The sequence below is a fragment of the Exiguobacterium sp. s36 genome (assembly GCF_018618345.1).
In the GTDB taxonomy this organism is placed as follows: Bacteria; Bacillota; Bacilli; order Exiguobacteriales; family Exiguobacteriaceae; genus Exiguobacterium; species Exiguobacterium chiriqhucha.
The window spans coordinates 84,572-110,135 of sequence record NZ_JACSLW010000008.1 but is presented as its reverse complement, the minus strand read 5'-3'; the positions used below and the strand labels follow the sequence as shown (position 1 = coordinate 110,135).

General features: G+C 50.0%; 27 protein-coding genes and 2 pseudogenes. 19 read left to right on the top strand and 10 right to left on the bottom strand.

All coding sequences use genetic code 11. From position 1 onward, the window contains the following. Together KNP95_RS14190 and KNP95_RS14185 are read right to left on the bottom strand one after the other, a co-directional pair. Positions 1-755, bottom strand: a 755-nt coding sequence (locus KNP95_RS14190) for an AAA family ATPase (protein ID WP_214837953.1), incomplete at its 3' end; no start/stop codon positions are given. Then, on the bottom strand, positions 755-1,456 hold the full coding sequence (locus KNP95_RS14185) for a hypothetical protein (protein ID WP_131472721.1): 702 nt from the start codon (positions 1,454-1,456) through the stop codon (positions 755-757). The genes KNP95_RS14190 and KNP95_RS14185, both read right to left, overlap by 1 nt. A gap of 188 nt (positions 1,457-1,644) precedes the next feature. Here KNP95_RS14185 and KNP95_RS14180 point away from each other — a divergent pair, with 188 nt between their 5' ends. From KNP95_RS14180 to KNP95_RS14170, 3 genes are all read left to right on the top strand, one after another. After that, on the top strand, positions 1,645-2,316 hold the full coding sequence (locus KNP95_RS14180; protein ID WP_214837950.1) for a WGR domain-containing protein: 672 nt from the start codon (positions 1,645-1,647) through the stop codon (positions 2,314-2,316). Between the two features lie 73 nt (positions 2,317-2,389). After that, positions 2,390-2,899 carry a PH domain-containing protein gene (locus KNP95_RS14175; RefSeq protein WP_214707820.1) on the top strand — a complete coding sequence of 170 codons (510 nt, stop codon included), beginning with the start codon at positions 2,390-2,392 and terminating at the stop codon, positions 2,897-2,899. Then, complete coding sequence (locus KNP95_RS14170) at positions 2,896-4,398, top strand: PH domain-containing protein (RefSeq protein ID WP_214837947.1); 1,503 nt, start codon at positions 2,896-2,898, stop codon at positions 4,396-4,398. The genes KNP95_RS14175 and KNP95_RS14170 overlap by 4 nt, the downstream gene beginning before the upstream one ends. Positions 4,399-4,543: 145 nt before the next feature. Here the strand turns inward: KNP95_RS14170 and KNP95_RS14165 are convergent. The 3 genes and pseudogenes from KNP95_RS14165 to KNP95_RS14155 form a co-directional block, all read right to left on the bottom strand. Further along, positions 4,544-5,242: pseudogene (locus KNP95_RS14165) on the bottom strand (sensor histidine kinase); the annotation flags it as partial. Between the two features lie 433 nt (positions 5,243-5,675). Continuing rightward, positions 5,676-6,356, bottom strand: coding sequence for a response regulator transcription factor (locus KNP95_RS14160; RefSeq protein WP_214837941.1), 681 nt, complete (start codon positions 6,354-6,356; stop codon positions 5,676-5,678). A 20-nt stretch (positions 6,357-6,376) separates the two neighbouring features. Further along, positions 6,377-6,937 carry a VanZ family protein gene (locus tag KNP95_RS14155; RefSeq protein ID WP_214837938.1) on the bottom strand — a complete coding sequence of 187 codons (561 nt, stop codon included), beginning with the start codon at positions 6,935-6,937 and terminating at the stop codon, positions 6,377-6,379. A gap of 779 nt (positions 6,938-7,716) precedes the next feature. Here KNP95_RS14155 and KNP95_RS14150 point away from each other — a divergent pair. The 12 genes and pseudogenes from KNP95_RS14150 (at position 7,717) to KNP95_RS14095 (ending at position 17,268) form a co-directional block, all read left to right on the top strand. Further along, positions 7,717-8,979: an NCS2 family permease gene (locus KNP95_RS14150; protein WP_214837935.1), complete on the top strand. Its 1,263-nt coding sequence runs from the start codon at positions 7,717-7,719 to the stop codon at positions 8,977-8,979. 63 nt (positions 8,980-9,042) lie between these two features. Next, entirely contained in the window at positions 9,043-9,636 is a 594-nt protein-coding gene (locus KNP95_RS14145) for an Imm64 family immunity protein (protein ID WP_214837933.1), read from the top strand. Between the two features lie 109 nt (positions 9,637-9,745). Continuing rightward, positions 9,746-10,234: a DinB family protein gene (locus KNP95_RS14140; RefSeq protein ID WP_214837930.1), complete on the top strand. Its 489-nt coding sequence runs from the start codon at positions 9,746-9,748 to the stop codon at positions 10,232-10,234. Beyond that, positions 10,231-10,722: a DUF3916 domain-containing protein gene (locus KNP95_RS14135; RefSeq protein ID WP_214837928.1), complete on the top strand. Its 492-nt coding sequence runs from the start codon at positions 10,231-10,233 to the stop codon at positions 10,720-10,722. The genes KNP95_RS14140 and KNP95_RS14135 overlap by 4 nt, the downstream gene beginning before the upstream one ends. Positions 10,723-10,883: 161 nt before the next feature. Further along, a complete protein-coding gene (locus KNP95_RS14130) occupies positions 10,884-11,657 on the top strand; it encodes a hypothetical protein (protein WP_251138571.1) in 774 nt (257 codons plus the stop codon). Then, positions 11,654-12,577, top strand: a complete 924-nt coding sequence (locus tag KNP95_RS14125) for an AAA family ATPase (protein ID WP_214837925.1) — start codon at positions 11,654-11,656, stop codon at positions 12,575-12,577. Before KNP95_RS14130 ends, KNP95_RS14125 begins: the two co-directional genes overlap by 4 nt. 2 nt (positions 12,578-12,579) lie before the next feature. Next, positions 12,580-13,641 carry a DUF58 domain-containing protein gene (locus KNP95_RS14120; RefSeq protein ID WP_251138570.1) on the top strand — a complete coding sequence of 354 codons (1,062 nt, stop codon included), beginning with the start codon at positions 12,580-12,582 and terminating at the stop codon, positions 13,639-13,641. Positions 13,642-13,654: 13 nt separating this feature from the next. Next, positions 13,655-14,359, top strand: coding sequence for a hypothetical protein (locus KNP95_RS14115; protein ID WP_214837922.1), 705 nt, complete (start codon positions 13,655-13,657; stop codon positions 14,357-14,359). Then, on the top strand, positions 14,356-15,729 hold the full coding sequence (locus KNP95_RS14110; RefSeq protein ID WP_214837919.1) for a barstar family protein: 1,374 nt from the start codon (positions 14,356-14,358) through the stop codon (positions 15,727-15,729). Before KNP95_RS14115 ends, KNP95_RS14110 begins: the two co-directional genes overlap by 4 nt. A gap of 63 nt (positions 15,730-15,792) precedes the next feature. After that, a pseudogene (locus KNP95_RS16225) lies at positions 15,793-16,041 on the top strand (CPCC family cysteine-rich protein); the annotation flags it as partial. A gap of 254 nt (positions 16,042-16,295) precedes the next feature. Continuing rightward, positions 16,296-16,853 carry a hypothetical protein gene (locus tag KNP95_RS14100; protein WP_214837913.1) on the top strand — a complete coding sequence of 186 codons (558 nt, stop codon included), beginning with the start codon at positions 16,296-16,298 and terminating at the stop codon, positions 16,851-16,853. A gap of 4 nt (positions 16,854-16,857) precedes the next feature. Next, positions 16,858-17,268 (top strand): hypothetical protein, encoded by a 411-nt coding sequence (locus tag KNP95_RS14095; RefSeq protein ID WP_214837910.1) that lies wholly within the window; start codon positions 16,858-16,860, stop codon positions 17,266-17,268. 53 nt (positions 17,269-17,321) lie between these two features. Here KNP95_RS14095 and KNP95_RS14090 read toward each other — a convergent pair whose 3' ends face one another. After that, positions 17,322-18,032 carry a GntR family transcriptional regulator gene (locus KNP95_RS14090; protein ID WP_214763120.1) on the bottom strand — a complete coding sequence of 237 codons (711 nt, stop codon included), beginning with the start codon at positions 18,030-18,032 and terminating at the stop codon, positions 17,322-17,324. A 162-nt stretch (positions 18,033-18,194) separates the two neighbouring features. Here KNP95_RS14090 and KNP95_RS14085 point away from each other — a divergent pair, with 162 nt between their 5' ends. Continuing rightward, positions 18,195-20,084: a beta-glucoside-specific PTS transporter subunit IIABC gene (locus KNP95_RS14085; RefSeq protein ID WP_131472695.1), complete on the top strand. Its 1,890-nt coding sequence runs from the start codon at positions 18,195-18,197 to the stop codon at positions 20,082-20,084. Positions 20,085-20,096: 12 nt separating this feature from the next. Next, a complete protein-coding gene (bglA, locus tag KNP95_RS14080) occupies positions 20,097-21,551 on the top strand; it encodes a 6-phospho-beta-glucosidase (RefSeq protein ID WP_214756609.1) in 1,455 nt (484 codons plus the stop codon). Between the two features lie 50 nt (positions 21,552-21,601). On the opposite strand, the gene KNP95_RS14075 is transcribed toward bglA, so the two are convergent. Together KNP95_RS14075 and KNP95_RS14070 are read right to left on the bottom strand one after the other, a co-directional pair. Beyond that, positions 21,602-22,468: an AraC family transcriptional regulator gene (locus KNP95_RS14075; RefSeq protein ID WP_131472691.1), complete on the bottom strand. Its 867-nt coding sequence runs from the start codon at positions 22,466-22,468 to the stop codon at positions 21,602-21,604. 89 nt (positions 22,469-22,557) lie between these two features. After that, a complete protein-coding gene (locus KNP95_RS14070; RefSeq protein WP_131472689.1) occupies positions 22,558-22,773 on the bottom strand; it encodes a hypothetical protein in 216 nt (71 codons plus the stop codon). Between the two features lie 111 nt (positions 22,774-22,884). Here KNP95_RS14070 and KNP95_RS14065 point away from each other — a divergent pair, with 111 nt between their 5' ends. After that, entirely contained in the window at positions 22,885-23,148 is a 264-nt protein-coding gene (locus tag KNP95_RS14065) for an excalibur calcium-binding domain-containing protein (protein ID WP_029595456.1), read from the top strand. 33 nt (positions 23,149-23,181) lie between these two features. On the opposite strand, the gene KNP95_RS14060 is transcribed toward KNP95_RS14065, so the two are convergent. Beyond that, a complete protein-coding gene (locus tag KNP95_RS14060) occupies positions 23,182-23,556 on the bottom strand; it encodes a hypothetical protein (protein ID WP_131472687.1) in 375 nt (124 codons plus the stop codon). Between the two features lie 161 nt (positions 23,557-23,717). Continuing rightward, a complete protein-coding gene (locus KNP95_RS14055) occupies positions 23,718-24,578 on the bottom strand; it encodes an alpha/beta fold hydrolase (protein WP_214716253.1) in 861 nt (286 codons plus the stop codon). A gap of 194 nt (positions 24,579-24,772) precedes the next feature. On the opposite strand from KNP95_RS14055, the gene KNP95_RS14050 reads away from it, so the two are divergent. Continuing rightward, entirely contained in the window at positions 24,773-25,531 is a 759-nt protein-coding gene (locus KNP95_RS14050; protein WP_214716255.1) for a glucose 1-dehydrogenase, read from the top strand. Positions 25,532-25,564: the final 33 nt, after the last annotated feature.

The window sequence follows — 25,564 nt, the reverse complement described above, 5'->3', positions numbered from 1 at the left end:
GCATAACTTTGAGCGGCTTTCGAGAGCGCGATCGTCGCACGTGGACTGATCCCCGTCTGAACGTTCCGGTGACTACGTGACGCGGTCGCGATCGAGACAATATAGCGTAACACGTCTTTCGAGATGTGGATTTTCATGGCATCGGCTCGATATTGCAGGAGTTGCTCGAAATCGACATTCGCCAATACCGCCTTACGGGTCTCGGTGACGGATTCCTCCAGCAATTGAAGTTCGAATTCTTCGGTCGGATACCCTGTATGTAGACACATCATGAACCGGTCAAGCTGCGCATCAGGCAAAGAGAAGGTACCAGATGATTCAATCGGGTTTTGCGTCGCGATGACGAAGAATGGGGTAGGAAGGTGATAGGTCTTGCCCCCGACCGTCACCTGTCGTTCTTCCATCGCTTCAAGCAATGCAGACTGGGTACGTGGGACGGCCCGGTTGATTTCATCGATGAGCACGATGTTGGCGAAGATCGGGCCTTGCTTGTTTTCAAACTCTTGCGTCTTTAGATTGAAAAAATCTGAACCGACAATATCTGACGGTAATAAGTCGGCTGTGAACTGAATTCTTGAAAAGTCGCCGTGGAAACTCGTCGCTAACGTCTTGGCCAACATCGTTTTCCCGGTGCCCGGTACATCTTCTAAGAGCACATGTCCGTTTGCCAACAGCGACGTCACACACAACTCTACTACTGTCGGGTTGCCCAAATAGACTTGGTTGATTTCCTCAATCATCGTACGAATGTTCATCAAGATTTCTCTCCTTTGTAGTGTTGTATATACTGTCTGACAGATACTTTGAAATCATGAAGTGAGCGCTCGTCGATCACGTTCAGTTCTCCATATCGCACATCGGCATAAGGTTTCACAGATTGTTCGAATCGAATGCGTGCAAACCACTCTGAGACGGTCTCGTGAGGTTTTCGTTTTTGAGTGTCGCTCAAGGTGTCATTCAACTCCACGAGTAGTTTCCCAAGCTCAGTATCAGAGGCATAGAGAAAGGTTGGTGTTGTATTGGTCACCGTGTTCATGTTGGCTCGAGATGATAATGGTCTCTCGTCAGCTGAGGACGATGTCGCTTTGCGTCGCCGTTTATCCCACCAATCGTGTACGCGCTTGTAGTTCTTGAGAAATAAAATGAGCAAGAAAGCTATAACGGCCCATTTCAGGACGTCTGAAGTATCCCCTTGGTCTTCACCAGACGTCTTTTTCTCAAACCGTTCTTTCGACAAAAGATCATACCACTTCGGTATATCATTAGTATCCTCTAGATTCTCTGTTTTATCTTTAAAGGTTGCCAATTCACCGTCGATGTACCTTGGATTTCCCGACATGTCTTGTTGGGTCGGGCGATCTACAATCATTGTATAAAGGAAAGTACCCCCGATTTTAAATAAAGCGACGATGATTAAGGTCGATATGATGAAATAATACATTTTTCTTTTCTGCATAAGCCCTCCTTCATCGATTAGTCTCTATGATAACTTAGTCTTCTTAAAGGAATTCAATGTATACTTATATATTCCTTTATAATAAAAAAATGTTAACAATTGAAAAATAATACATTAAAAAGCGAATCACCAGATTGGCTAATTCACCGAATAATGAAAACATAATAAATATTATTGGGGAGTGGCAAATGAAGGTCCATTTACTGCACACTACAAAATTTTGGAACATCCGCGTCGGCACAGACGAGTTCGTCGTCCAGTATGGAAAGCTCGGTACGGTCGGTAAAGTCCAACTAAAGTCTTTTGATACGGCAGAAGAGTGTAAGAAAGAAGCCGACAAACTCGTCCGTCAAAAACTAAAGAAAGGGTACGTTGAGGTCGAGTACGACTGGGACAACCATCTTTACTTAGATGACCCAGAGGTCGGCCCGCATCCGTTGACGGCCAACCCGGCGTTTATGCAACATTTCCAGGAAGACTTTTATTTAGACTGTACGGACGAGTACGCGCCGTTCGGGAGCGATGAAGGGGCCGACGTCCTCGACATGTTCGGAGAAGCGCTTCGAAAAGAGCAGGACTTCGATTTTCTGGAAGGGGCGTATGCCGTCCTGTCTGACTGGCTCGAGGAAGACATCTCGACGCCGGACGACTGGATGTTGAACGGAGATCGTTTCGTGTGTGACGTCGTCATCCTCGCGAGCGCGTTCGCTTCAATCAAACTGACCGGACGAATCACGGATGCGTTGAAACGTTCTGCCCATGAAGCGTTAACCACAATCGTCGAGGAAGTCGAGCCTGAGGATACGCATCGGTTTCAGCTAATCAACGAACAGCTCGCCACTTTCCCCGTGTCGAAATGAAACTTTTTCAGAAAAACGGCGTATACTAAAGAGAGAGAAGGACAAACGTCCGAACGAATAGGGGGAAACACCAATGTCAGACATAGAAACAACACCGACATCATTCAGCGGCACATTGCCAATCGAGGCACGCACCGTCTTCCGACTGTCGAGCGCCATCTTTTATCTCATTGGGCTCGTCATCACAGGGGGCCTCGTCGCCGCAGCGCTTTATTTTGACTGGCCGACATGGCTGCAATATACGATGTACGTCTTACTCGCCATCGACCTCATCTATAGTGTGATTGATATTGTCGTCTTCCAAAAATGGAAGCAAGAGCGGTTCACGTATGATGTGAAACCACTCGAGATTCGCTTGCATCATGGCGTCATCACGACAAACGACGTGTTGATCCCGATGACGAAAGTACAATACGTCCACGCCCAGCAAGGCCCGCTGCTACGAAAGTACGGCTTGCAGACGATCACGATTGGAACGGCGGCCGGGTCACATGACATCTATGCGATCGAGGAATCGTTCGCGAAGTCGCTTCGGGAACAGATTGCCGTCTATGCCCGCATCGAAGAGGAGGATGTCGTATGACGGAAGCCGCCCTCACGTGGCATCGACTGCCGAGTCGCGTCCTTATGCTTCGAGTGTTAGAGGTCATCAAGTCGTTCGCCATCCCGCTCGTGCTCTTGTTCGTTTTGAACAACGACTGGGAGTCGACGTTCGGCATCATCCTACGCGTCGGGATCTTGCTGTTCCTCGGACTCGACATCTTGCAGAAGTTCTTCGGTTGGCTCAACTTCCGCTATGCGCTCGATGAGAAGACGGTATATGTCATCGACGGCAACTGGATCAAGAAAGAGAAGTCGCTCCCGCTCTATAAGATTCAGAGCGTCCACTCGAACAGCCCGTTCTTGTACAGGTTGCTCGGCGTCGTCGAATTGACGTTCGATACGAACGCGAACAGTGACGATGCCTCGTTCAAGCTGGCCGGTGTCTTCCCGAACGAGGCGAAGCGGCTCGAGGACATTCTCGACCACGTCCGTCATCGGAAAACAGAAACTGCCTCACCGATAGAAGGAGAGGCTGAAGCAACGTCAGAACCGCTATCAATCGAAAAGCCGGCAAGTCGGTTGTTATATGCACTATCGACAAGAGAGATCATTATCGCCTCGTTGACGTCACTATCCGTCTTCGCGATCTTCCCGGTCGCTTCGACAATCATCTCGTCGATTGATGACTTCATCAATCTCGACGGGACGTTTGACACGGTCGGTGATTGGGTCGTCCACGCGTCAATTATCGCCATCGGTGTGCTCGTTTTGTCGGTCTTGCTCCTGTCGATTGTCATCGGCATGGTCATCAATTTCTTGAAATATGGGAACTTCCGTCTCGAACGGCGCGGCGATCGAGTCCGCGTCGAGAAAGGTCTTTTAAATCGTTCGGCAAAAGAAATCCCATATGAAAAAATCCAAGCAATCCGCATCAAAGAGACGTTCATCCGGCGCTGGTTCAATATCGTCGGTGTCGAACTCGTCGCGGCTGGAACGATGGACGAGGTGAAAGATGAGTCCTCGACCATCCTCCCGTTCGTGAAACGAGAACGGGCGATGAATGTGTTGAACGAGCACTTCGATCAGTTCGTCTGGTCTGATGCGCTTCATCGTCTGCCGAAGCGCTCGCTCTGGATCAAACTGTTGCGCATCAACTGGGTCGGTCTCATCATTTCGGGCGTCGTCCTTTACTTCTTTCGAGATTACGCCTGGTGGCTCATCCTCCTGTGGGCCATCATCATCGGCGGCAAACTGTTGAGCTATATGACGACGTGCTACGCCCAGAATGGTCGGTTCATCGAACTACGGACCGGCGCCTTCACCGTCACATCGTTTTTGACTGACAAGCCGCGGATTGAGCAGATTCAAGTGACGCAGACGCCGCTTCAACGCCGTTTCGATGTATGCAACGTCCTATTCTCGACGCGCGGTGTCTTATCACATGAATTGATTGAAGATATTCCGAAACAAGAGGCGGACGCCATGCTGAACTGGTTCTCCCGCTATACGGTACAGGAAGATATGAAAACACCGGGCTAACAGATAGCCCGGCCAGGTGATCGACGAGCCCACTCGCGTGTTGCAAGTGGGCTCGTCTTTTTAAATCGGCTTGAGGGGCTCGCTCCGACATAAGCTTGAAGTTGATCCTCTTTTGTGTGAATGCAACAATCATGGCACGTGTAGGTCACACGTGCCATGATTGTTCATGAACAGCATTGGAAGAGACTTTTGGGAGAATGATTGTGAACGTCGTTTTTCTTGGTTGACTCGTCACGTGAATCTCGCCCTCGTGTAAATCGATGATGGACTTGGCGATGGCGAGACCGAGACCTGATCCGCCGGTGTAATGTGCGCGTGACTTTTCCACTCTAAAAAATCGTTCAAACACGTATGGGATGTCACGTGATGGGATGGCCTCCTCGCCGTAATTCGTCATGTTGATAAGAACCGTTTCATCCGTATCTTCAATGAACGTATCGATATACGTTCCGTCACGACCGTAACGAATCGCATTCTCGAGTATATTTTCAAACACACGGACGAGCTTCAACGCATCACCTTCAACGATGGGTCGCTTGGCTGAGGAACTGAATCGAGCTTCCATTTCAACTTCCGAGAGACGTAACGTCGACTGCATGATGAGCTGATTGAGCAATTCATCGAGACGGACCTCACTTGTTTGCAGCGCGATTTGGTCGTTTTGTAGAAATGTATAGTCAAAGATATCGTTAATCAAGCCTTTCAGATGGATCGCATTCTCATGAATGACTTGGATGTAATGACGCAATTCCACCTCGTCCCGGTAACGGTCGCTGTGAATCAAGTCAAGATAACCCGTGATCGACGTGAGCGGGGAGCGTAAGTCGTGCGCGACGTTCGTCACGAGCTCGTGCTTCAAACGATCAGCTTGAACCAATTCCTGCTCCGCTTTTGCAGCACTGTCCGAGATGGCGCGAACGGTCGCCATCAACTGCTCTAGCTCTGGCGGGACCGATGGTTCAACCAAATCCCGATTGGCATGGAGTTCTTCGACAAGTGAAGTCATCCGCTCAATGTGAAACTGTAAATACCGTTTACGCTCATATTGATAGATCAACACGAGACAAACGATGACCATCAGACTGTAAAACATGACGATGACACCTTCCCGGAAATACGACAATACGATGATCAGACTCTCCACAAATCGTGAAGACTCCTCAAAGTACCAGACGGCAGGCAGTAACATAACACCGCTCAGGGTAGCGACTCCAAACGCAATCACCACATACAGCAGACGTTTCCACATCGGGATGAACGTTATGACGCGCCATATATTATGTCTCAATTTTATATCCCACTCCCCACACCGTATGAATGATGACCTCATGTGGCACAACGGCATGTAATTTCTCGCGGATGTTACTGATATGAACCATCACCGTCTGATTCGACCCGACGCCATGCTCTTGCCAGACAGCCTCAAATATTTCTTCAGAGCTATACACCCGGCCTTTATGTTTCGCCAGTAAATACAAAATCTCAAATTCACGTGCAGTCAATCGAATCGTCTGCTCTTGCATCATGACGGTGTGGCTGGCTCGATCGATGAGGAAAGGGCCAGCTTGTACACTTGAGGACTCGCTTGGTCGGTTATAGTTTGAACGACGCAACAAGGCTTTGATACGTGCCATCAACTCGAGCGGATTGAACGGTTTGATGATGTAGTCATCGACCCCTGTCGTTAATCCCTGAATCTTATCCATGTCACCCACTTTGGCACTGACCATCAGGATCGGGATTTGGCTCGTCTGGCGCACCCTTTTACAAAATTCAAGCCCATCCATCCGAGGCATCATCCAATCTAAAATAATTAAATCAAACGGTTCTTTGTTGAACAAGGCGAGCGCCATTTCTCCGTCGGTCGCCATCGTCGTGAGATAGCCGTCATTCTTTACGTACACATCAATCAGTTCTGCGATTTGGACATCATCATCCACTACCAAGATTTTTGTCATGCCGGAAACTCCCTTGCGGATTAAAGTTGGAAATTTTGATATAAACGTCGGAACGGAGCATATTGGACGATGAATCGAACGAGCAGGAACCCTAAAAGTGCGCCAATCGCATTCGCCAATAAATCATTCACATCCGTACTCCGTCCACTGCCTAGTGTCGTACGTACCAATAATTGAGTCAGTTCAAGGATCAGACTAAACTGAAATCCTAATTTAAGGACTTCTTTTTTCGTGATTGACGGTTTTAAAAATGGAAGATAGCATCCGAACGGGAGGAACATCACGATATTCAGTACAAATGAATACAAGTCGATGGTCAAAATCGGAATGAAATTGATTGTTCTCCACCATTGGATTTGGTTCGCATATTTTCCTAAATTGACGTCAATCGGGAAGAACACAAAGTGCAGGACACCTAATAAGTATATCCCGAATGATAGAAGCAAAATAGTTTGAGCAGCTTTTACACGTTGCTTCCGAAATGACCAGACGAGTAACGTGATGAGACCGATAATTGCGAGCGGAATCAGAACAATCCCTGATTCGATGGTGAACATGATTGAATAATCTTGATTATACATGGTTGTAAACCTCCTAAGAATTTGAACTGTCTTCAGTGTAGATGGCAGATCTAAAGAATTCTTAAAGGAGTCATAAATGAAATCTAAAAAAGGCAAAGCGACCCGCCTTGCCTCGAACAGTTGAACCATCGACCAAGAAACTTGGTCTCGGATCGATGCCGGGCGTCTTGCGATCATTCGTCACGTCAACTTCACCGGTTTCGTGTTTCTGATACTGAAAAATGGGAACAAGTATGGTATGATGCAAGTAGAAAGAGACCGGTGCTGGACACACCGGCCTCTGGCTTACAGGCTACCACTTTAAGAGTGGTCCCAGCCGCCACAATGGTTAGTGAATCAGAAAGTGACCCATCTCATTGCGCCGAGGGGGTCATTTTTTTGTGCGTTCAGACGTTGCACGATCGGATGTTTGGTGTAATACCAAGTGAACGATGATCGGAGCGAGGATCGGGACGATCACATAATCGCCGACCCAGGTCCATAGTTGTTCCATCCGCACCACCGCCTTCCTCCATTGTGGACTTGGCGGCTGACCCCACTATTGCTGCGTTAACCTGCCTCTTCATTATAGCAGATTATCCCCTAAAAAGATGCTAAAAACAGGAACGTTTGTTCTTATTTTAGAAATTGAACCTTTCGTCCGAATGGGTCTCATGACTGGGTCTAAAGATGGATTTGAAACAATATTAGCTTGTATGTCAGAGGTCAGACAGGATATAATCAATCTCGTGTGTATAACCACATGGGTGGGTGAGGGTGCCAATAAAGGATTGATTCCTATGGCAAAACAAATAGAATGGAAAACAGAAACATACGGGGGCGTGCTGAACTTTCTGGCGACAGCATACATCCCGGCCGTTCACGCGGCAATCTTGACACAAGCTGGACTCCCGTTCGAGGGAGCGCTCGTCGGAGCGATTTTGACAAGCATCATCGGAACGTTCATCGCAGGGCTGTTCAACTTGCCGCTGCTCCTGTTACCAGGGATGGGCATCAACGCGCTGTTCACGTACACGCTCGTCCTGCAGATGGGACTGAGCTGGCAAGGCGCGCTTGCCGTCTCGTTCGTCTCAGGGGCGCTCGTCGTACTGTTGACGGTGACGAAGGTGGCGAGGAAACTGGCAAACGCGTTCCCGCCGATCATTCATGACGGATTGACGGTCGGGCTCGGCCTATTCCTTATCTTGATCGGACTCGAGGCGGCGGGGATCGTCTCGGGCGGTGGCGGGGCACTGCTTCATATCGGAGACCTCGGGGAACGGCCGGTACAGGTCGCATTCCTGTCGCTCTTCGTGGCCATCCTGCTCTTCTTGAAGATGGGACCGAGCAGTTTCTTATGGACGATCGCGTTCGGAGTCGGCTTGAGCGCCGTCATGGGCACGCTCGACTGGACCGGTGAGTTCGCGCTCATGCCGTTCTTCGAGTCGTTCGGCACTGTGTTCGGAAACGTCTCGTTCGCCGAGTCGGCGTCACCGATCTTCCTTGTCGCCGTCGGCGTATTGACGCTCGTCTTGCTGATCGAGAACATCAGCCTGATCCAGAATCAGACGCGCGCCATCGGCAAGGATGCGGACGCACCGAAAGGGCTCGTCGCCCAAGGGTTGTCGACGATGGCCGGTGCCATGTTCGGCTCGAGCCCGACCGTCTCGACGGTCGAAGTCGCGGCCGGCATCTCGGTCGGCGCTCGGGGCGGCATCGCCTCGTTCGTCACATCAGGCCTTTACGTCGTCTCGCTCTTGTTGTTGCCGCTGTTCGCGATCATTCCGGTGACGGCAATCGCGCCGGTGTTGATCATCATCGGCATGATGATGTTCCAGAACGTGAAGCATCTCCCGCTCGACAATTGGGAGCATGCCTTCCCGGCGATTCTCGTCATCATCATGATTCCGTTCACGTATTCCATCGTCGATGGCATCGGGCTCGGATTCATCACCTACACGATGATCGTCTTGTTCAAGAAGGGCTATCGGTCGCTCAGTCCGGTCGTCGGTGTCTTGACCGTATTGTTCTTAGTTTTCTTTTCTTTACCAGTCTGGCTATGAGATAGGGCGGTACCGTGTATACGGTGCCGCTTTTTTGGATGATGAAACAAAGGGGGTGTTTGAATGGATCAAGCAGGCGGATTCATTTCCATCGGGATAGCTTATCCGAGCCATTATCTGTTATCTGAACTTGCTAAAAATGTATGTGCGGAACTGTTAAGTAGCGGTGGCGAAATCATAAACGTGACATACAGTCAGAATGAGGCGGGCACTAGTTGGACGACAACGACAGATACCGATTTTGCTCAGATCGGGCATTACGGATCTATCCATTTACAAAGCAACTATTTTGGAGACGTGGACATGACGATGACCGCGTCCCTTCAAGAGCTGGACACCTATGTCGGGATTCTCATCGATATAAAGTGGAATGATGTCGTTTCACCCCCTGCATCGAGACCCGTGTTCACACAGGAAATCGAACGACTGCTCGTTGACGTGTATCGCCACATGCCAATCTCGTACGCGCTTGCCGGGCACGAACTTGAGCTCGATTGGGCACTTGATGCGTTTCCGACATCAGCGGACTGGTTGGATACGTTCCCTCTTTCTATGGTCCCGTCACCACAAAGCGTGGCGGTAACTTACGGTTCAATTTCAATCGACGGGATGACTTCTCAAACCAATAAGAAGAGGTCTATCCCTTTGGATGCATAAGTGAGGCTCAATCACCCCCACCAAGCATTTCTTGATTGACGAAGCTCAGAGCTAAGCGGCCGGAACATGATACAATTTTCTTAGCTTATAACCGAAGGAGGACACTTTCATGACGAACACTTCAAACGTCATCGACGAGTTTGCATCCTATACAAAATGGCTTAACACGCTAACGGAATTGGATGAAACGACGTGGGAGAACTCGATTTCGACCAACAAATGGTCAATCAAAACGATCGTACTTCACATCGCCCATTGGGACAACCATCTGTTGAACGTCATCATCCCGGCCATCAAGAACGGGGAAGGGATGATCTTCCCTGAGTTCGACTCGTTTAACGCGCGAGCGACCCAAAAAGCAAAACGTCTCTCGGGAGAAAACGTGCTCCAATTAGCCAAAACAAGTCGGAGTTCGCTCGTAGAAGCGCTAACGTCACTTCGTCAAGAGACGCTGACTTCGCAGACGACGGCGAACGGAGCGACTCATTGTCCGCATCAAAGTGTCCCGTATACGCTTGCCTATATCGTCACCGAGTTCATCGAACATGACCGGCACCACCAGCAACAAGTCAACGCCATATTGGGAAGAACATCTTGAAAAGACGAGCGAAAGTACGCGGTGTCAGACGAAGACTGAAACGGTTGCGCATGTATGTCGACGAACAGACCCATTCGTTCCCGACGACGTTCCACGACGGGTATTGGCATAACAAAATCCCAATCGATCAACCGTTCTTACTATCGGTAGAGGAGAACAGCCGAATTCAGAAAGCAATCATCGAAGCGATGGTAGAGGGTTCTTCACGTCTCGTACGTCTCCGAGAAGAGGAGCGGTTCCGGGTCGTCGTCTTGATCGACCTACCGTCGCTTTGGCAGTCCGAACTTCTCGTGTTTGAAAGTGACGCAAGACTGAAAGCATTTATGGATCGGGACACTTCAGAGCAGGTGTGGACGCGGTTGCCTAACGATCATGTATTCCGACAAAGGCTCAACCTGTCGGCAGACATCGAGGTTCATCGGTTCCATGAGCTGATTCAAGATGAAGATTATATGCGTAGTGGGGAAGTCTGGTTGCTCGTTCAATGAACGGGCAATTTTTTTATTTAAAAACTGAATATTCTATCAATCCGTATGCTATAATCTTTCCAAATCCATTTTCCATAAAAAGGATTAAATGGAATCGATGAATGAAGGGAGCCGTGAGATCGGATGCGGTTGAATCAACAGATTCACAGACGGATCGTTGCATGAGAAAGGCCAAAGCTCTTTTTATATTCACGGTTTTGATTTCGTTACTGGTTGTCGCACTCATTTCATTCTCAGGTCAAGTCGCATATACATACTTTAAAGGATTGGACATTTCCGGGAGCCCCATCACGAGCTGGGTCACGGATTGTCATGACAAGCGAAAGTTGTTTGGGATTATCGAAGTGGTTGACACCAATCGTTGGTGCGGAGGTGGCGCTGACGAAGATTCTGCGTCCAAGTCTTCTGGAAGTGGAAGCATTGTTGGACCATCGGATGAGGAAGGCGGTTCACCGAGAGGAAATCGGGAGGACCTGTCTCCGTCATATGGGAAACCATCCAATGACGAAGCCGATCGCCTTTCCTTGTTCCCGTACATCCTCAGCGCACTCCTTCTGTTGATTGGCGCATGGATGTGGCGCAGGCATCGCTTGATGAAAAAAGTGAGGGAAGCCGTTCCGACAGACGAGAGGATTTACCCAAAGCAAAATCCAGACGGAACGTTCGAAGAACAAAAACGCCCCGTCCATCCGCTGCCGGATTCTCCGTTACGGCAACATCTGATTCAATTCGAACAAGCGCTGCCACCACAACAACGACGACGACCGTTCGAGACGTTATCCGCCTGGGCGAGACGCATCCAACTCGATGCCTCACTACTGAGCTATTTAGAGACCCGTTATGACAAAGTCGAGATCACACCACAACGTGAAGAAGTGTTTAAACAACAGCTTGATGCCTACCTACTTCGCTTTAAAAAGGAGTCTACCCCATGACCATCAAACGCGTATTGGAACAATTGGACCGAATCTATCTCGGAAAACCTGAAATCACGCGCCTCTGTTGCACTGCGCTACTCGCAAACGGACATATTTTGTTAGAAGACGTACCGGGTACCGGGAAGACACTGCTCGCCAAGAGCATCGCGAAGAGCTTCGAGGCCGAGTTCACACGAATCCAGTTCACGGCCGATTTACTACCGTCAGACATCATCGGATCAGATTTCTTTAATGTGCAAACGCAGACGTTCGAAAATCGGACGGGTCCAATCTTCACGAATATCCTCTTGATTGACGAAGTGAACCGGGCCGTGCCACGAACGCAATCCGCCTTGCTTGAGGCGATGGAGGAGCGGCAAGTCTCGATTGGCGGAGTCACGTATCAACTGCCGCAACCGTTCTTCGTCATCGCGACACAAAATCCGATCGAATCGGCAGGGACGTTCGCCTTGCCGGACGCACAACTCGATCGCTTCTTGATGTCCCTTCAAGTCGGCTACCCTGAAGCGGGGGAGGAGCTGCAGTTGATTCTACAGACGATTTCAAAAACTCGGCACGTCGTTCATGCCCTCATGTCGTCCGAGACATTTTTAGCAGCACAGCGAGAAGTTGAAGATGTCCGCATCCACGAGGACGTCGTGACCTACCTGCTCGCGCTCATCCAAGAGACGCGAAACCATCCGCTCGTTGAAGTCGGCGCCAGTCCTCGGGCGACGCTCGCCCTCGTCAAGGCGTCTCAAGCCTACGCCTATATCCAGGAACGAGAATTCGTGACGCCGGAAGATGTTCAAGCCGTCGCGACGCATGTGTTAGCGCACCGATTGACACTCACGCTCGAAGGGGACGTGAAATCGACGAAACGGGAAGTCCTCACTGACATCTTGGAGCGAGTCGACGTCCCAGTCGAGAAGGTGTGAAGATGCGTCAGGTCGAAGTAAGTACACCATCCCTCTTAGATGAAAAGCTTTGGCCGGCCTACACGAGTATCCTCGTCCTATTCGTTTGGTTTCCGTACGTCTGGCCGTTCGCTTATCTGTCTGGCGCGATTTTAGGGTTGATGCTCGTAAGAAAGTGGTTGACGAAGAAAATCGTCGAGGTGACACGTCTATCGTTCCACCAAAAAGAACAGTTGTTGTTCATGAATGATTGCGTCTCGTTGAAAATGGAGGTGACAGGAGTCGAGCGTCTCAAAGAACTCGGAATCCCGACATCGGTCCGCCTGGTCACGGGACACGGCTTGACGTTTGACGAAGATCAGCGCGTACATGTCATTCAACTTCGTGATGAATCGACCTATTTGTTTCCAATCCACGCGAAACGGCGCGGGCCCGTCCAAATCGATGAATGTACACTTCAGTTCAGACTCCCATTTGGACTTGGCACCATCTTCGTCACAGATCATACGCTTCCGTCCTGGATCATCCTCCCATCCGTCTCGAGACAGAACAGGTTCGACTCACGCATGTTGCGGATGGGGCATCGACTCGTCAAGCATTCACCGCTAAACGACCCGTTGATGATTCAAAGCACAAAACGGTATGAGCAAGAGCCGGTCAAACAAATCGACTGGGTCGCAACAGCTAAGACAGGGAAGATGCAGGCGAAAGTGTATCAACGCCAAAACCTCGATACTTTTACACTCATGCTCGACTTGAGCGGGCCGCTCGGAAACGGTCTTCACGCGCGCTATGAGGAATTGATTCAACAAGCCGCTTATTTGGTATCCTATTTAGTGAAGGAAGATTGTAAAGTCGAACTGTTCATCAATCGGCTCAATGCCGATAATCAGATTGATCACCTGCGAATGAGTGACGGCCGTAAGCAACTGCGCCGCGCCCTCGTGCGTTTGGCGTGGATTCACGAATCCAATCGATCCGTCGCCTCGAAACGATTTGACCAAATCATCGACCGACAAAAACATCCCCATGCGGAACTGATTCGGATTGACGCGTCACTTCTCAAACAGATGTCTGTCGGTTGAAAGGAGAAACAACATGTTCCGCCACCTCACAACATTTGCTTTAGCCTTGACCCTCGCGCTCGCTGCCACGTCCGCAGCTGCGGCGCCGACTGAACGATCCGCGGAGCGTTTTGCTGAAAAACATTTCGAGTCGATCGTCCTCGACCATATCGAAGGTGACGACCCGAGTAACTATCACTTGACGGAAAGTCGCGCCATCTCGTTCGGTTCGCTCCATGAAGTGATGATTGCCGCGCAATCCTGTTATTCGTCGGACGAAATGTGTACGTTCGTTCCGAGTGACGAGTACGTGTCGACCGTCTTACAGGACGGAGAACCAAGAAACGTCATCGGCACGTACGAGCAAGAACCGGGCCTCTTCGCCTTCTCCACGTTCGGGTATGGTGACGAGTTGGCCATTGCCTTAGCTGATGTGTCCGGTACATTGGTCCATTCCGCGCGAGAGAATGCCTGGTTTGACTATGATGGAAAGACGTTGACCGCCTTGACGACCGATGCGAAACGGTTCATCGAAGGAGACACGATCACGCTCGAGATGTATCAGAAACGCTTGGTCGAGACACAATCCAACACCGAAGCGCAACCAGGGGATGCGCTTACTGGTGGTTCAGGTGACGTTCAGACGACAGAGCCAACATCATATCGGATGCTTGGCCTCGCGTTGTTGGCGGGGCTCCCGCTCGGTTATCTTTTGTACCGGAGGCGAGGAAAAAGATGAATTTGAAACGTCCGTGGTTGCATGAAGTCGATGCGACCACGGCTTTATTTGTGCGTCAACATGCGGTGCACACGAATAAGTTTGAACAAAAGACGGAGAGTTTATCACGTTCGAATGATGGGACGTTATGGAAAGTGGACCGTTACGAATTCGACCAAGTTTATAATCAAGCGCTTGATGACACGTATCGCTCGATTCGTCGACAAGCTGCTGACATCTTCTCTTTTCATCCGGATGGCTTACAAATCGATGAACGCTTTACAAATAAGACGATATTGCGATTCCTCGTCTTGCATCCGTTCACAAGAGCCGTCTATGTCGATGCCGCACCATCTGGGGTCGTTGAGACGGTGTATGTCTGGATGCATCCGATTGAGGTGTGGAAACAAAGAGACCAAATCACTCGTGTGACGCTAGATGTCTCGAACATCGCGGCGGAAACCGACTTGCATCACCTGTTAAAAGAACAGTTCCATTTCCCTGCTCACTATGACATGAACTGGAACGCATTTTGGGACGCTATCACCGATGAGAACGGATTGCCGGATATCGTTGATTTGTATGGTTGGATGGAGTTAGAGCAACGTTTGCCTGAGGCGGCGAACACGCTCGCAACATGTTTTACGGACTACGAGAACGAGCCGGACTTGAAACCGTGTCGTATCATCTATCAAAAGAATGAGATGCTTATTTTACCGCGGCATGCATTAAAAGAGGGAGAAGCAAATCGCCTGATTTACCGACAACTTGCTGGCGCGACTTTCCCGTTACGCGTGGAACGAAAGACGTCAGTACGGTTGCCGAAGCGACATCTTTTCGCGTTTGAACGCTCAGAAGAGGAGTTTGTCACATTCGGAATTGTTCGCAATCATGAGGATATTGAGCCATGGCTGACACTTTCCCGTGACGACCAGCGTGAAGACGTCGTCACCTTCTCAAATGAAACGGATTGGCTTGTGAGTTCTTACCGTGAGGGACTGACACTCCAAGGGACGACAATTGAATCTGTTGAGTCGATTGACACAGCGGATTACGAGACGTTCTTTCACCACGTGATACGAGGGTCGTTTCCAATCGAGTTGACGTTCTGTCTCGAAGGAACGTTTGGACCAAAAGAGAAAGTCTATCGATTGATGCTACATGACGCAGCGTGGGAGAAGTTGATTGAAGACAGGTTGTTGCCTCAACTAGAGATTCCGAAAACAAAAGGGTTTTGGCAACCTTTCTCTTCACCCATATCTGAACAGACACTTGAGACGTTCTTAGAAGAGCTTCATCCTCATATCTTCGGAAACTTCGTACTGGCGCATGATGCGGACGATGTGTATCACTTTCTTGATCATGTGAACGGGTCAATCAAGCGGTTTTAACTTCGTGAGTGGAGCTTGTGCATAGCGCGTCACAAATTATTTTGACGAATTGGAGCTGTACAAATGAAAATATACACGTGTATCTGTTGTGGCTACAAAACGATGGAAAAGAAGCCGCCAGGGACGTTTGCGATTTGTCCAAACTGTTTTTGGGAAGATGAGGGTGTGAATCCTGATTGTTGGGGAGGAGCTAATGGTATTTCATTACGAACGGCGCAGCGAAATGTGATTCGGTTTGGCGTATCCGATGAATGTTACGTCAACGAGTACAGTACGAAGGAATATCAAAAAGATGTGATGTGGAAACCCATATGGGAAACAGAAAACTCTCAATCGTCGTTAATTTTAATTGATGGTAATGTCTTCTGTAAGAAAAAGAACAAGAATATTGATATCAATCGGTTCAATGAACAATTTGAAAAAATGTTGAAACAAAATGGATGGACTTTTGGCGGAGAGTTTGTTCAATCTGAAGAATAAGAGACTCTTTTGAAAACTACACAATGCATCATGTCATAAGATTATACTTGCATGGTATTTAGAGTAAGATAACATGGAGAAATCAGGTGGAAACGATGCATCGATATAGATTAATCAAATACAATCCAGAATACCGAGATGAGTTCGGTGGCTACGAAAAAAACGAGTGGACATCAATATCCGATGTTGGAAAGTCGTTTGATGGCGTTATATTTAATTTCGAGAAATACATGAGAGTGGAAGATGCATATGTGAAATCGGTGAAAATGATTATGGATTATTGCAAGGTGACTGCGCTAAAGATTACATATATTGAGAAGAGAGGAGTTCTCTCAGCTCACGAATATAACTCACCTAATTTTCCAAAGAACCTATATGATTTAAAAACGGCAGCTTTGTACAAAAGTGTTAAAAAAAGAACCGTGCTGACCGGATGGAGAATCGAACACATGATTCGCTTGATGTTACGAGAAGAACTTTATGCGCAACTCGTCGGTAATGAACCGGATCATAAAAGTGAACCATTCAAAGTGTTCATCGGATACGAATATTTGATGGGGATTCATACGAATACAAATCTTCAACAACTGAAAGAGCAGCTTTTAAAGATCGGAATGTATCTCGAAAACCCGTACGAGGAGTAGTGACTTGAACATACTTAGAGAATTCAAATCGATCGATAGTGAGGTTTGGCGAGTACTACTTGACGAGAGTGACGCATTCCTCGTGATTAAAGATGAGAAAAGACGAAGCGAGCTCACCGACTATCCATGGTTTTCTGAACATGAGGCTTCTCAATTTGAGTCAAAAGAAAATATGATTCATGTCAGTTATCTCGTCACTCCGGACGTCCGATTGAGTCCGGAACACTTGGCGGAAGTGTATGAAGTCGTCGAACAGATATTGCATCATGTCGCCCAGGCCACGTGTGATATCGTATTCATTCCATACAGTTTCCCTACCGAAACGGAGATACATACTCATATAAATGAGACGTGTAAGATTGATTCGTATTCAGTCGATGCGTATCGACATCTGACTCAAGTACAATCCGAATAGATTACGGTTCGACAAAAACACCGCTCTACGCCATCGCGTCGAGCGGTGTTTTTTCACATGTACGGTCCGTTCGCCTGGACGACGAACTGTGAGTGTTCGTAATGATACGTGATGCGTGAATAATCGAATGGCTTCCCGTTCGAAAGATGGAAAATCGTCTCGATGCGGAGCGTCGGGTCCTCCGTCTGTAAACCTAGATAGCCGGATTCCGTCTCAGTCAATCGCCCGACCTGCATGTACATGTCCGAAAAGCCGATGGTGACACCGAGTGCGCCTTGTACGTAATCGAAGATCGAGTCGGCGACGATTTCTCGGTTCAAATACGGAACGATCGCCTTCACATAGTACGACTCCTCGTAACAGAACACCTCGCCGTCGACGAAGCGGACCCGCTCGACGCGATAGACGTCATCTGTCACGTCGATGCCAAGGTTCTGTGCGACCATCGCGTCCGGTTTCGTGACCGAGACGTCGAGAACGTCCGACGTCAACACCCGGTCACCGAGGTTACTCTTGAACCCTTGTGTCGAGAACAGACTCATATAGCCCGGACGGTTGTGGCGCCGGACGAAGATGCCGCTCCCCCGTAATTGAAAGATGACGCCTTTTCGCTCAAGCAATTCGAGTGCTTTCGTGATCGTACTCTTGCTGACGGCATATTGGCTCATCAACTGCTCAAGGACGGGTAGTTTATCTCCTTGCTTCAAATCATGTTGATTGATGTACTGTTCAATCTCTGCTGCCACTTGTTGATATTTAAGCACGCTCATCCCTCATCTACTTGAAAATGTTGCCTTCATTATACCACACACATGTCTACGAAACGTTCACAAACTATTTATTGTATCGCTATTGATTAATTGTACCGGTACAATTATAGTAAGAGTGTACAAAATGTAAGCGTTACATCAAAGGAGGGTTTTCAGTTGAGTAAAGTTCGGGATTATTCAAAGCTGGCTCGGGATATTTTAGAGGCCGTCGGAGGGGAAGACAACGTCATCAATGCGGCCCGCTGTGCGACGCGACTCCGTCTCGTCTTGAAGCGGTCGAATCCGCAAGCGAAAGAACAAGTCATGGCGATGCCAGGTGTCATCACGGTCGTCGAGACGGGTGGCCAGTTCCAGGTCGTCATCGGGCAGCATGTCGGGGAAGTGTTCGATGAGTTCACGAAACTGGTGCAAATCGAAGGGACTGAGGTCGAAGACGGAAACAAGGGGACCGTCCTGAACCGCATCATCGCTACGATGTCCGCCGTATTCGCACCGTTCATCTATATCTTGGCCGCAGCCGGGATTTTGCAAGGGGTACTCATCATCACGACATTGTTGTTCGACGGTTTCGCCGAGACGGGGACGTACGAAGTGTTCAGCTTCATCTCATGGGCACCGTTCACGTTCTTACCGATTTTCATCGCCATCACGGCATCGAAACACTTTAAGACGAACACGTTCATCTCTGTCGCAGCCAGTGCGGCGTTGGTCAGTCCGACATGGGCCGAGATGGCGGCTCGCATCACGTCAGGGGAGACGATCAGTTTCCTTGGTCTCGCCTTGTCAGGTACGACGTATACGTCATCGGTATTACCACCGCTCTTCCTCGTCTGGATCTTATCCTACGTCGAGCGGTTCTTGAACCGACACATGAACGAGGTCATTCGTCCTTTGTTCGTACCGTTCTTCAGTTTGGTGCTCATGGTGCCGCTCACGATTCTCGTCATCGGACCAATCACGACGATGGGTGCGGTCGGGATTGCCAACGGCTACAACTTCTTAGCGGAGAACGCCCCGATGCTCGCTGGCGCAATTATCGGTGGTCTCTGGCAAGTCATCGTCATCTTCGGGGTCCATTGGGGCGTGACGCCGATGGTGCTCGCAAACTTCGACTTGTATGGCCGTGACTCATTCCAGGCATATCAGACGATTGCCGTCATCGCCCAAGTCGGCGCCGTTCTCGGTGTCATCTTGAAAGCGAAGAGCCAAGAAATCAAAAAAGTCGGTGTCTCGGCTGGGATTACTGGACTATTCGGAATCACGGAGCCTGCCATCTACGGGGTGACACTCCGCTTCAAGAAACCGTTCATCTTTGGATGTATCTCGGGGGCCGTCGGAGCCATCGTGGCCAGTTTCTTCAACCCGTATTATTTCGCTTACGCCGGTCTCCCGGGTCCGCTCACCCTTGTGAACGGAATCAGTGAAGACGTGCCGACCTCGATTTGGGGACTGTTGATCGGGACAGCGATCGCCATTATCCTTCCGGTCGTCTTGATTCAAATCTTCGGTTTCGGAGAAGACACGGCCAAACAAGTGACAGAAGTGACGGAAACACCTGCGACGGCAGAAGCGAGTGCGACGCTCGTCCAGGAAGAGACGATTGCTTCACCGCTCTCAGGAAAAGTCATCGCCTTGAGCGATGTTCCGGACGATGTATTCGCCTCCGGGGCGATGGGTAAAGGTTATGCCGTCGATCCAGACGGGAATAAGGTCATTGCACCGTTTGACGGGACCGTCGTCATGGTCGCACCGACGAAACATGCGATCGGTCTCCGTTCGAACACGGGAATCGAGTTGTTGATCCACGTCGGTCTCGATACGGTGACGCTCGATGGGAAACCGTTCACCGTACACGTCAAAGACGGGGATAGCTTTAAAGCGGGCGATGTGTTGACGACGTTCGACCGTGACATGATCGCTGCACATAATATTTCAAGTATCACGCCTGTCATCGTGACGAACAGCGCGACATACGCTGACGTACTCGTCCAAGCAAGTAATCAGACAGACACGACGACACCAATGCTCACGATTGTTAATCAATAAGGAGGAACTACGATGAAGACATTACCAAAAGACTTTCTATGGGGCGGCGCCCTCGCCGCGCATCAATTTGAAGGCGGCTGGGACGCCGACGGCAAAGGGCCGAGCGTCGTCGACGTGTTGACAGCAGGCGCTCACGGCGTCGCGCGTCGCATCACGGACAAGGTCGAGCCGGACGAATTTTATCCTAACCATGAGGCGATCGACTTCTATCACCGTTATAAAGAGGACGTCGCGCTCTTTGCCGAGATGGGCTTGAAGTGTCTCCGCACGTCGATCGGTTGGAGCCGGATCTTCCCGAACGGGGACGATGCGGAACCGAACGAGGCAGGACTCCAATTTTATGACGACTTGTTCGACGAGCTGTTAAAGCACGACATCGAGCCGATCATCACACTATCTCACTTCGAGATGCCGCTTCATCTCGCACGTGAGTACGGCGGGTTCCGCAACCGTGCCGTCGTCGACCATTTCGTCCGCTTCGCCGAGGTGTGTTTCGACCGCTATAAAGACAAGGTCAAATATTGGATGACGTTCAACGAGATCAACAACAAGATGGACGTCAACAACCCGCTCTTCTTATGGACGAACTCAGGCGTCATCGTCGAAGACGGGGAGAACGCCCGTGAAGTGATGTATCAGACGGGGCACCATGAGTTGATCGCGAGCGCCCTCGCTGTTTCGAAAGGGAAAGCCATCAACCCAGACTTCGAGATTGGGGCGATGGTATCACACGTTCCGATTTATCCGTTCTCGTCAAACCCGGACGATGTCATGCTCGCCGAAGAAATGATGCGTCAGCGTTACTTCTTCCCAGACGTGCAAGTGCGCGGAGTCTATCCGAGCTACGCCTTGAACGAATTTGAACGTGAAGGCTATTCAATCCCGTTCCTCGATGGGGACGAAGAGATTTTGAAGAATGGGACCGTTGATTACCTCGGTTTCAGTTACTATATGTCGACGACCGTGAAGAGTGACGTCGTCGCCGATAATAGCGGCGACATCGTCAACGGTGGTCTGCCGAACGGCGTCGAGAACCCGTACATCAAGTCGAGCGACTGGGGCTGGTCGATCGACCCCGTCGGTCTCCGTTATGTGCTCAACCGATTGTACGACCGCTATCAAATCCCGCTCTTCATCGTTGAGAATGGATTCGGTGCTGTCGATGAGATCGTCGACGGGAAAATTCATGATGCGGCCCGCATCGACTACTTGAAGGCGCATATTGAGCAGTTGAAACAAGCGGTCGTCTATGATGGCGTCGACTTGATCGGCTACACGCCATGGGGCATCATCGACATCGTCTCGTTCACGACGGGCGAGATGAAGAAACGGTACGGTATGATTTATGTCGACCGTGACAATGAAGGCAACGGCTCGATGGAGCGGATGAAGAAAGACTCGTTCGATTGGTATAAGCATGTGATTGAAACGAACGGGGAAGCGCTCGCGTACGAGCCTTCGAAGTAAACGACAATACCCCCTGAAGACAATTGTCTTCAAGGGGTATTTTTCTGTGCTTACGTCGTTTTCGGTTTGACCGCCACCCAGACTTCGCTATAGACGTTGTCCGACGGTCCGTCATGCTTCGTGAACGAGATGCTTGGCAAGTCGGCCAGTTCGTAGCCCGACGTCGGCAGCCATTCGGCATACGTCTTGGCCATCGTCTCCTGGAGCGTCTCCGGGAACGGGCCGGTATTCGGGAAGACGGCCCACAGGTTCGACTCGATCGTAATCTGTTCAAGATCCTCATACGGATTATCTTGTGTCGTCGCGAAGCCAATCATGTGCGTGAGTGAACCCATTTCGTCCAAATAGCCTTCATCGAAGTCGTACGACACGTTGAGCACTTGATTTGGATAAAGGTCCACCAATTGATGCATCTCGCTTCGCTGTTGCTCCGTGATTGACTGCGCCAACTCGACGATGTCATGATTCACGCCTTCGAACTGAATCGGGACGCGTTTGGACACGCCGACGACGTTGAATGAAGGTTTATGTTCTAATTTGAATTCCATTGAAATTCCTCCTTTGATGTCGATGTAGAAAGTGAATTTCGGGAATGACTTTTGAATCTTGTTCTTGATCACTTCAGACGGTAAAAAGCCACACCAGTCTCGAAACGATCGAGAGAACCCGTCGACGGATTGGTAGCCATACGTATAGGCCACGTCCGTGACCGATTTCCCATGAATCAAGTCCTTATTTGCTTCTGACAGCCGACGATTTCGGATGTATTCATTAAGCGTCATCCCGGCCATATAGGAAAACATGCGTCGAAAATGATAGTCGGACACCCCGACGATGCGGGTGATATCCTCACTCGTGATGTCTTCTGTTAGATGTTGATCGATGTGGTCCATCAATCGGTTCAGTGATTCAAGCATCAGCATTCCCTCCTTTCTGCATTCATCATACTTCGAACATCGTAGGGGCACTCGATGATTTTGATACGTATATCATCGGATAGAAGGCATCACTGGTTGTAGCCGATGAACATCGTGAACATGATGAGGATGACCGATGACGTCATGAGTAGAAACGCAATCGAGCTCGCGAACACGAGAAATGCTTTGGAGAAGTGACGTCGTCGTTTCCAAATCCCGATGACGAACACCACGTTCAGCATGAGAAACAGTGCGAGCAACAGTAACGGGAGGGCCCGGTCCTGCATTAGAATAAGTAAGTCCATAGATGGTTACCTTCCTTTAACTTTTTTTAAAATCAGGATATTTATCATAACTGCCCTTATAATAAACAAGAATTAATACGCATATCGTTTGTTACCAAGGAGGAAACAACTATGAAGAAGCTACTTCGTGCGACCATCGCCGGCATCGCGTTGTTCACGCTGAGCATCGCGCCGTCAGAAACCGCGGACGCTGCACCGAAAAAATTTAAGAACTGCACCGAACTGAATAAGACGTACAAGGGCGGTGTCGCCAAAACGAAGACGACGAAAAACAAAGGTGGGAAGACGAAGTACAAGCCTTACGCCAACAGTTCGTTATACGAAGCGAACAAATCAAAAGACCGTGATAAGGACGGCATCGCCTGTGAACGCTAAGAGATGAGAGGACAGCCGTCCTCCGTCTCTTTTTTAGTTGTTGAAGCGGTAGGATACGTCTCCCGCAGCATCGTAACCGGTGATCGACTCAATCGACTCGATTTGGTCGACGAGCACGAACCAGACATCATTCCCGGCCTTCGTCTTCAACAGTTCCGGTTCGAACCGTTCCCCGTTCAACTCGACGACGACTCTTGTCGTCTCGCCGTGGTTCATCCCGTAAAGGATATCGTACGGGGAACATGCTGACGTATCCCCGCACGATTGGCCGAAAGTGGCCCACGTGATGCCTGCTTCGGACAGCGATTCAGATGTAATCGACCGAACCTGATTGTCGACAGTAAGTTCAAGACCTATGCTTTGCGCAACCGGCTCTTCACTCCATTCCTCGACGGTGTAACTGTTCATGAAAAAGCGAAGACTCATATTACGGTCATCAACAGGGTAGGTGAGAATCGGTTCCGCTCCTTCGGGCAATTGTGGCTGCTTCGTCGAATCAAATGCCCAGGCCACTCCGGCTGATACCAACAATAAGCACACAAGAATGAGGACAATCTTTTGCTGACGGTTCATGACAGACTGCTCACTTTCTCAACTTGTAAAAACTGTCGTACCTGTTCAATCGGGAACGCAGGGTTCCAATGGACGAAGTGGCCGCCTGTCATTCGTATGTAAGTGATCGGCAGCTCATGCCGTTGCAGGTCCATCATGGCTGACTTCGTCAATCGGGCTTCTTTGTCGTCCAGTCCGACAAAATCGCCGTAAATAAGCAACGTCGGGACTTGAAGTGAACGGATGAGCTGCGGCACGTCAAGGTGATAGAAGGTGAACAACAGATTCAATCCGCCTCGTCCGAGCTTAGCCGGGTCGTTCAACGCACGTCGAATCTCGTCTCGTTCAGTGAGACCTGTCTGTGCGCAGAAAGCCTTAACCTGTTCCTCTGGCATCGGAGCTGACACGTTGTCTGAAATGATTTTTGTCTCGATTTTCCGGACGAGTCGAGGTCCGAACAGACGATAAAGTCCGCTCAGGAGCGGGACGGCAAGGCCCAACACCCCATATTCTCTCAACGGAACGCGCGGGAACGTCTTATGGCCTTGGTCGAGCAAGACGAGCCGCTCCACTTGCTCGGGATAGTGAGCGGCGAAAGCGAGACCGACCGTACCTCCTAGCGAATGCGCCATCACGTGTACAGGTCCGAGTCGATGTGTGACGACATAGTCGTTGACCCAATCCGCCAATTGTTCGGACGACACGATCTGCTCGATTCCTTCACTTCTCCCGAACCCTGGCAAATCTAACAAATGAACTTCGAAGTCGTTGCGCAACGCCTCGGCGAGCGAACGGCCTTCTTCACCAGTGAATCCTCCAGCCGGTAAAAATAAAACAGGTGTCCCGCTTCCAATCACTTCCGCATGATAACGACTCAATCGAACCCCGCCTCTCAAATTCCAATATCTGTATCTTTTCATTGTACGTGACTGACAACTTTAACAGAAGCAGATTCTTCCAAACAGAGATACGTTTTCCTCCAAATCCGGGTAAAGACTAATGACACGTGAGTAAATTGCACTTGTCGTTTTCTCTGTCGTTCTTGAGTTGTCTCAACAAGGAGGAATGCGGTGTGAAATTATCGGGTAGAACGGCAATTGTCACCGGGGCAGGGTCAGGCATGGGACGGGCCATCGCCAAACTGTTTGCCGAGGAAGGGGCACGCGTCGTCGCCGTCGACATGAACGGGGATACGGTCGAAGCAGTCGCGTCAGAGATTAAAGCGAGCGGTGGGGAAGCCGTCGGCGTCGCCGGGAATGTCACAAAGCAGGAAGATATCGACAAGATGGTCGAGACGGCGACGAGCACGTTCGGTTCGCTCGACATCTTGGTCAACAATGCCGGCATCATGGACAACTTTTTGACCGTCGGCGAAGTGACCGACGAGGTGTGGGACCGCGTCATCGCCGTCAATTTGACCGGACCGATGAAACTGGCCCGGGCCGCGATCAACATCATGGACAAGCAAGAAACGGGCGGCGTCATCATCAATAACGCCTCGGTCGGTGGCCTGTTCGGGACACGGGGCGGCGCCTCGTACGTCGCCTCGAAGCACGCACTTATCGGCCTGACGAAAAACATTGCCGCCACGTACGGTACGTTCAACAAGATTCGGGCCAACGCCATCGCACCGGGCGGGGTCAATACGAATATCGGCGCCACCATCACCGCGCCGAGCGAGCTCGGGATGCGGGCCATCCAAGGGGCAGGGGAGGCACCGATGGGTGAACCGGAGCAGATCGCCAAGGTCGCGTTGTTCCTCGCCTCCGACGATTCGAGTTTCGTCAATGGCGACGTCTTGAAAGCAGACGGCGGTTGGACCGCCCGTTAACGAGAAAAGCCGACACGCGCGTGTCGGCTTTTG

Excerpts from the sequence above, each read along its gene's own strand:
- KNP95_RS14185 (WP_131472721.1), bottom strand. The coding sequence starts at position 1,456 with ATGCAGAAAAGAAAAATGTATTATTTCATCATATCGACCTTAATCATC.
- KNP95_RS14180 (WP_214837950.1), top strand. The coding sequence starts at position 1,645 with ATGAAGGTCCATTTACTGCACACTACAAAATTTTGGAACATCCGCGTC.
- KNP95_RS14175 (WP_214707820.1), top strand. The coding sequence starts at position 2,390 with ATGTCAGACATAGAAACAACACCGACATCATTCAGCGGCACATTGCCA.
- KNP95_RS14170 (WP_214837947.1), top strand. The coding sequence starts at position 2,896 with ATGACGGAAGCCGCCCTCACGTGGCATCGACTGCCGAGTCGCGTCCTT.
- KNP95_RS14160 (WP_214837941.1), bottom strand. The coding sequence starts at position 6,356 with ATGACAAAAATCTTGGTAGTGGATGATGATGTCCAAATCGCAGAACTG.
- KNP95_RS14155 (WP_214837938.1), bottom strand. The coding sequence starts at position 6,937 with ATGTATAATCAAGATTATTCAATCATGTTCACCATCGAATCAGGGATT.
- KNP95_RS14150 (WP_214837935.1), top strand. The coding sequence starts at position 7,717 with ATGGCAAAACAAATAGAATGGAAAACAGAAACATACGGGGGCGTGCTG.
- KNP95_RS14145 (WP_214837933.1), top strand. The coding sequence starts at position 9,043 with ATGGATCAAGCAGGCGGATTCATTTCCATCGGGATAGCTTATCCGAGC.
- KNP95_RS14140 (WP_214837930.1), top strand. The coding sequence starts at position 9,746 with ATGACGAACACTTCAAACGTCATCGACGAGTTTGCATCCTATACAAAA.
- KNP95_RS14130 (WP_251138571.1), top strand. The coding sequence starts at position 10,884 with ATGAGAAAGGCCAAAGCTCTTTTTATATTCACGGTTTTGATTTCGTTA.
- KNP95_RS14125 (WP_214837925.1), top strand. The coding sequence starts at position 11,654 with ATGACCATCAAACGCGTATTGGAACAATTGGACCGAATCTATCTCGGA.
- KNP95_RS14120 (WP_251138570.1), top strand. The coding sequence starts at position 12,580 with ATGCGTCAGGTCGAAGTAAGTACACCATCCCTCTTAGATGAAAAGCTT.
- KNP95_RS14115 (WP_214837922.1), top strand. The coding sequence starts at position 13,655 with ATGTTCCGCCACCTCACAACATTTGCTTTAGCCTTGACCCTCGCGCTC.
- KNP95_RS14110 (WP_214837919.1), top strand. The coding sequence starts at position 14,356 with ATGAATTTGAAACGTCCGTGGTTGCATGAAGTCGATGCGACCACGGCT.
- bglA (WP_214756609.1), top strand. The coding sequence starts at position 20,097 with ATGAAGACATTACCAAAAGACTTTCTATGGGGCGGCGCCCTCGCCGCG.
- KNP95_RS14075 (WP_131472691.1), bottom strand. The coding sequence starts at position 22,468 with ATGCTTGAATCACTGAACCGATTGATGGACCACATCGATCAACATCTA.
- KNP95_RS14070 (WP_131472689.1), bottom strand. The coding sequence starts at position 22,773 with ATGGACTTACTTATTCTAATGCAGGACCGGGCCCTCCCGTTACTGTTG.
- KNP95_RS14065 (WP_029595456.1), top strand. The coding sequence starts at position 22,885 with ATGAAGAAGCTACTTCGTGCGACCATCGCCGGCATCGCGTTGTTCACG.
- KNP95_RS14060 (WP_131472687.1), bottom strand. The coding sequence starts at position 23,556 with ATGAACAGTTACACCGTCGAGGAATGGAGTGAAGAGCCGGTTGCGCAA.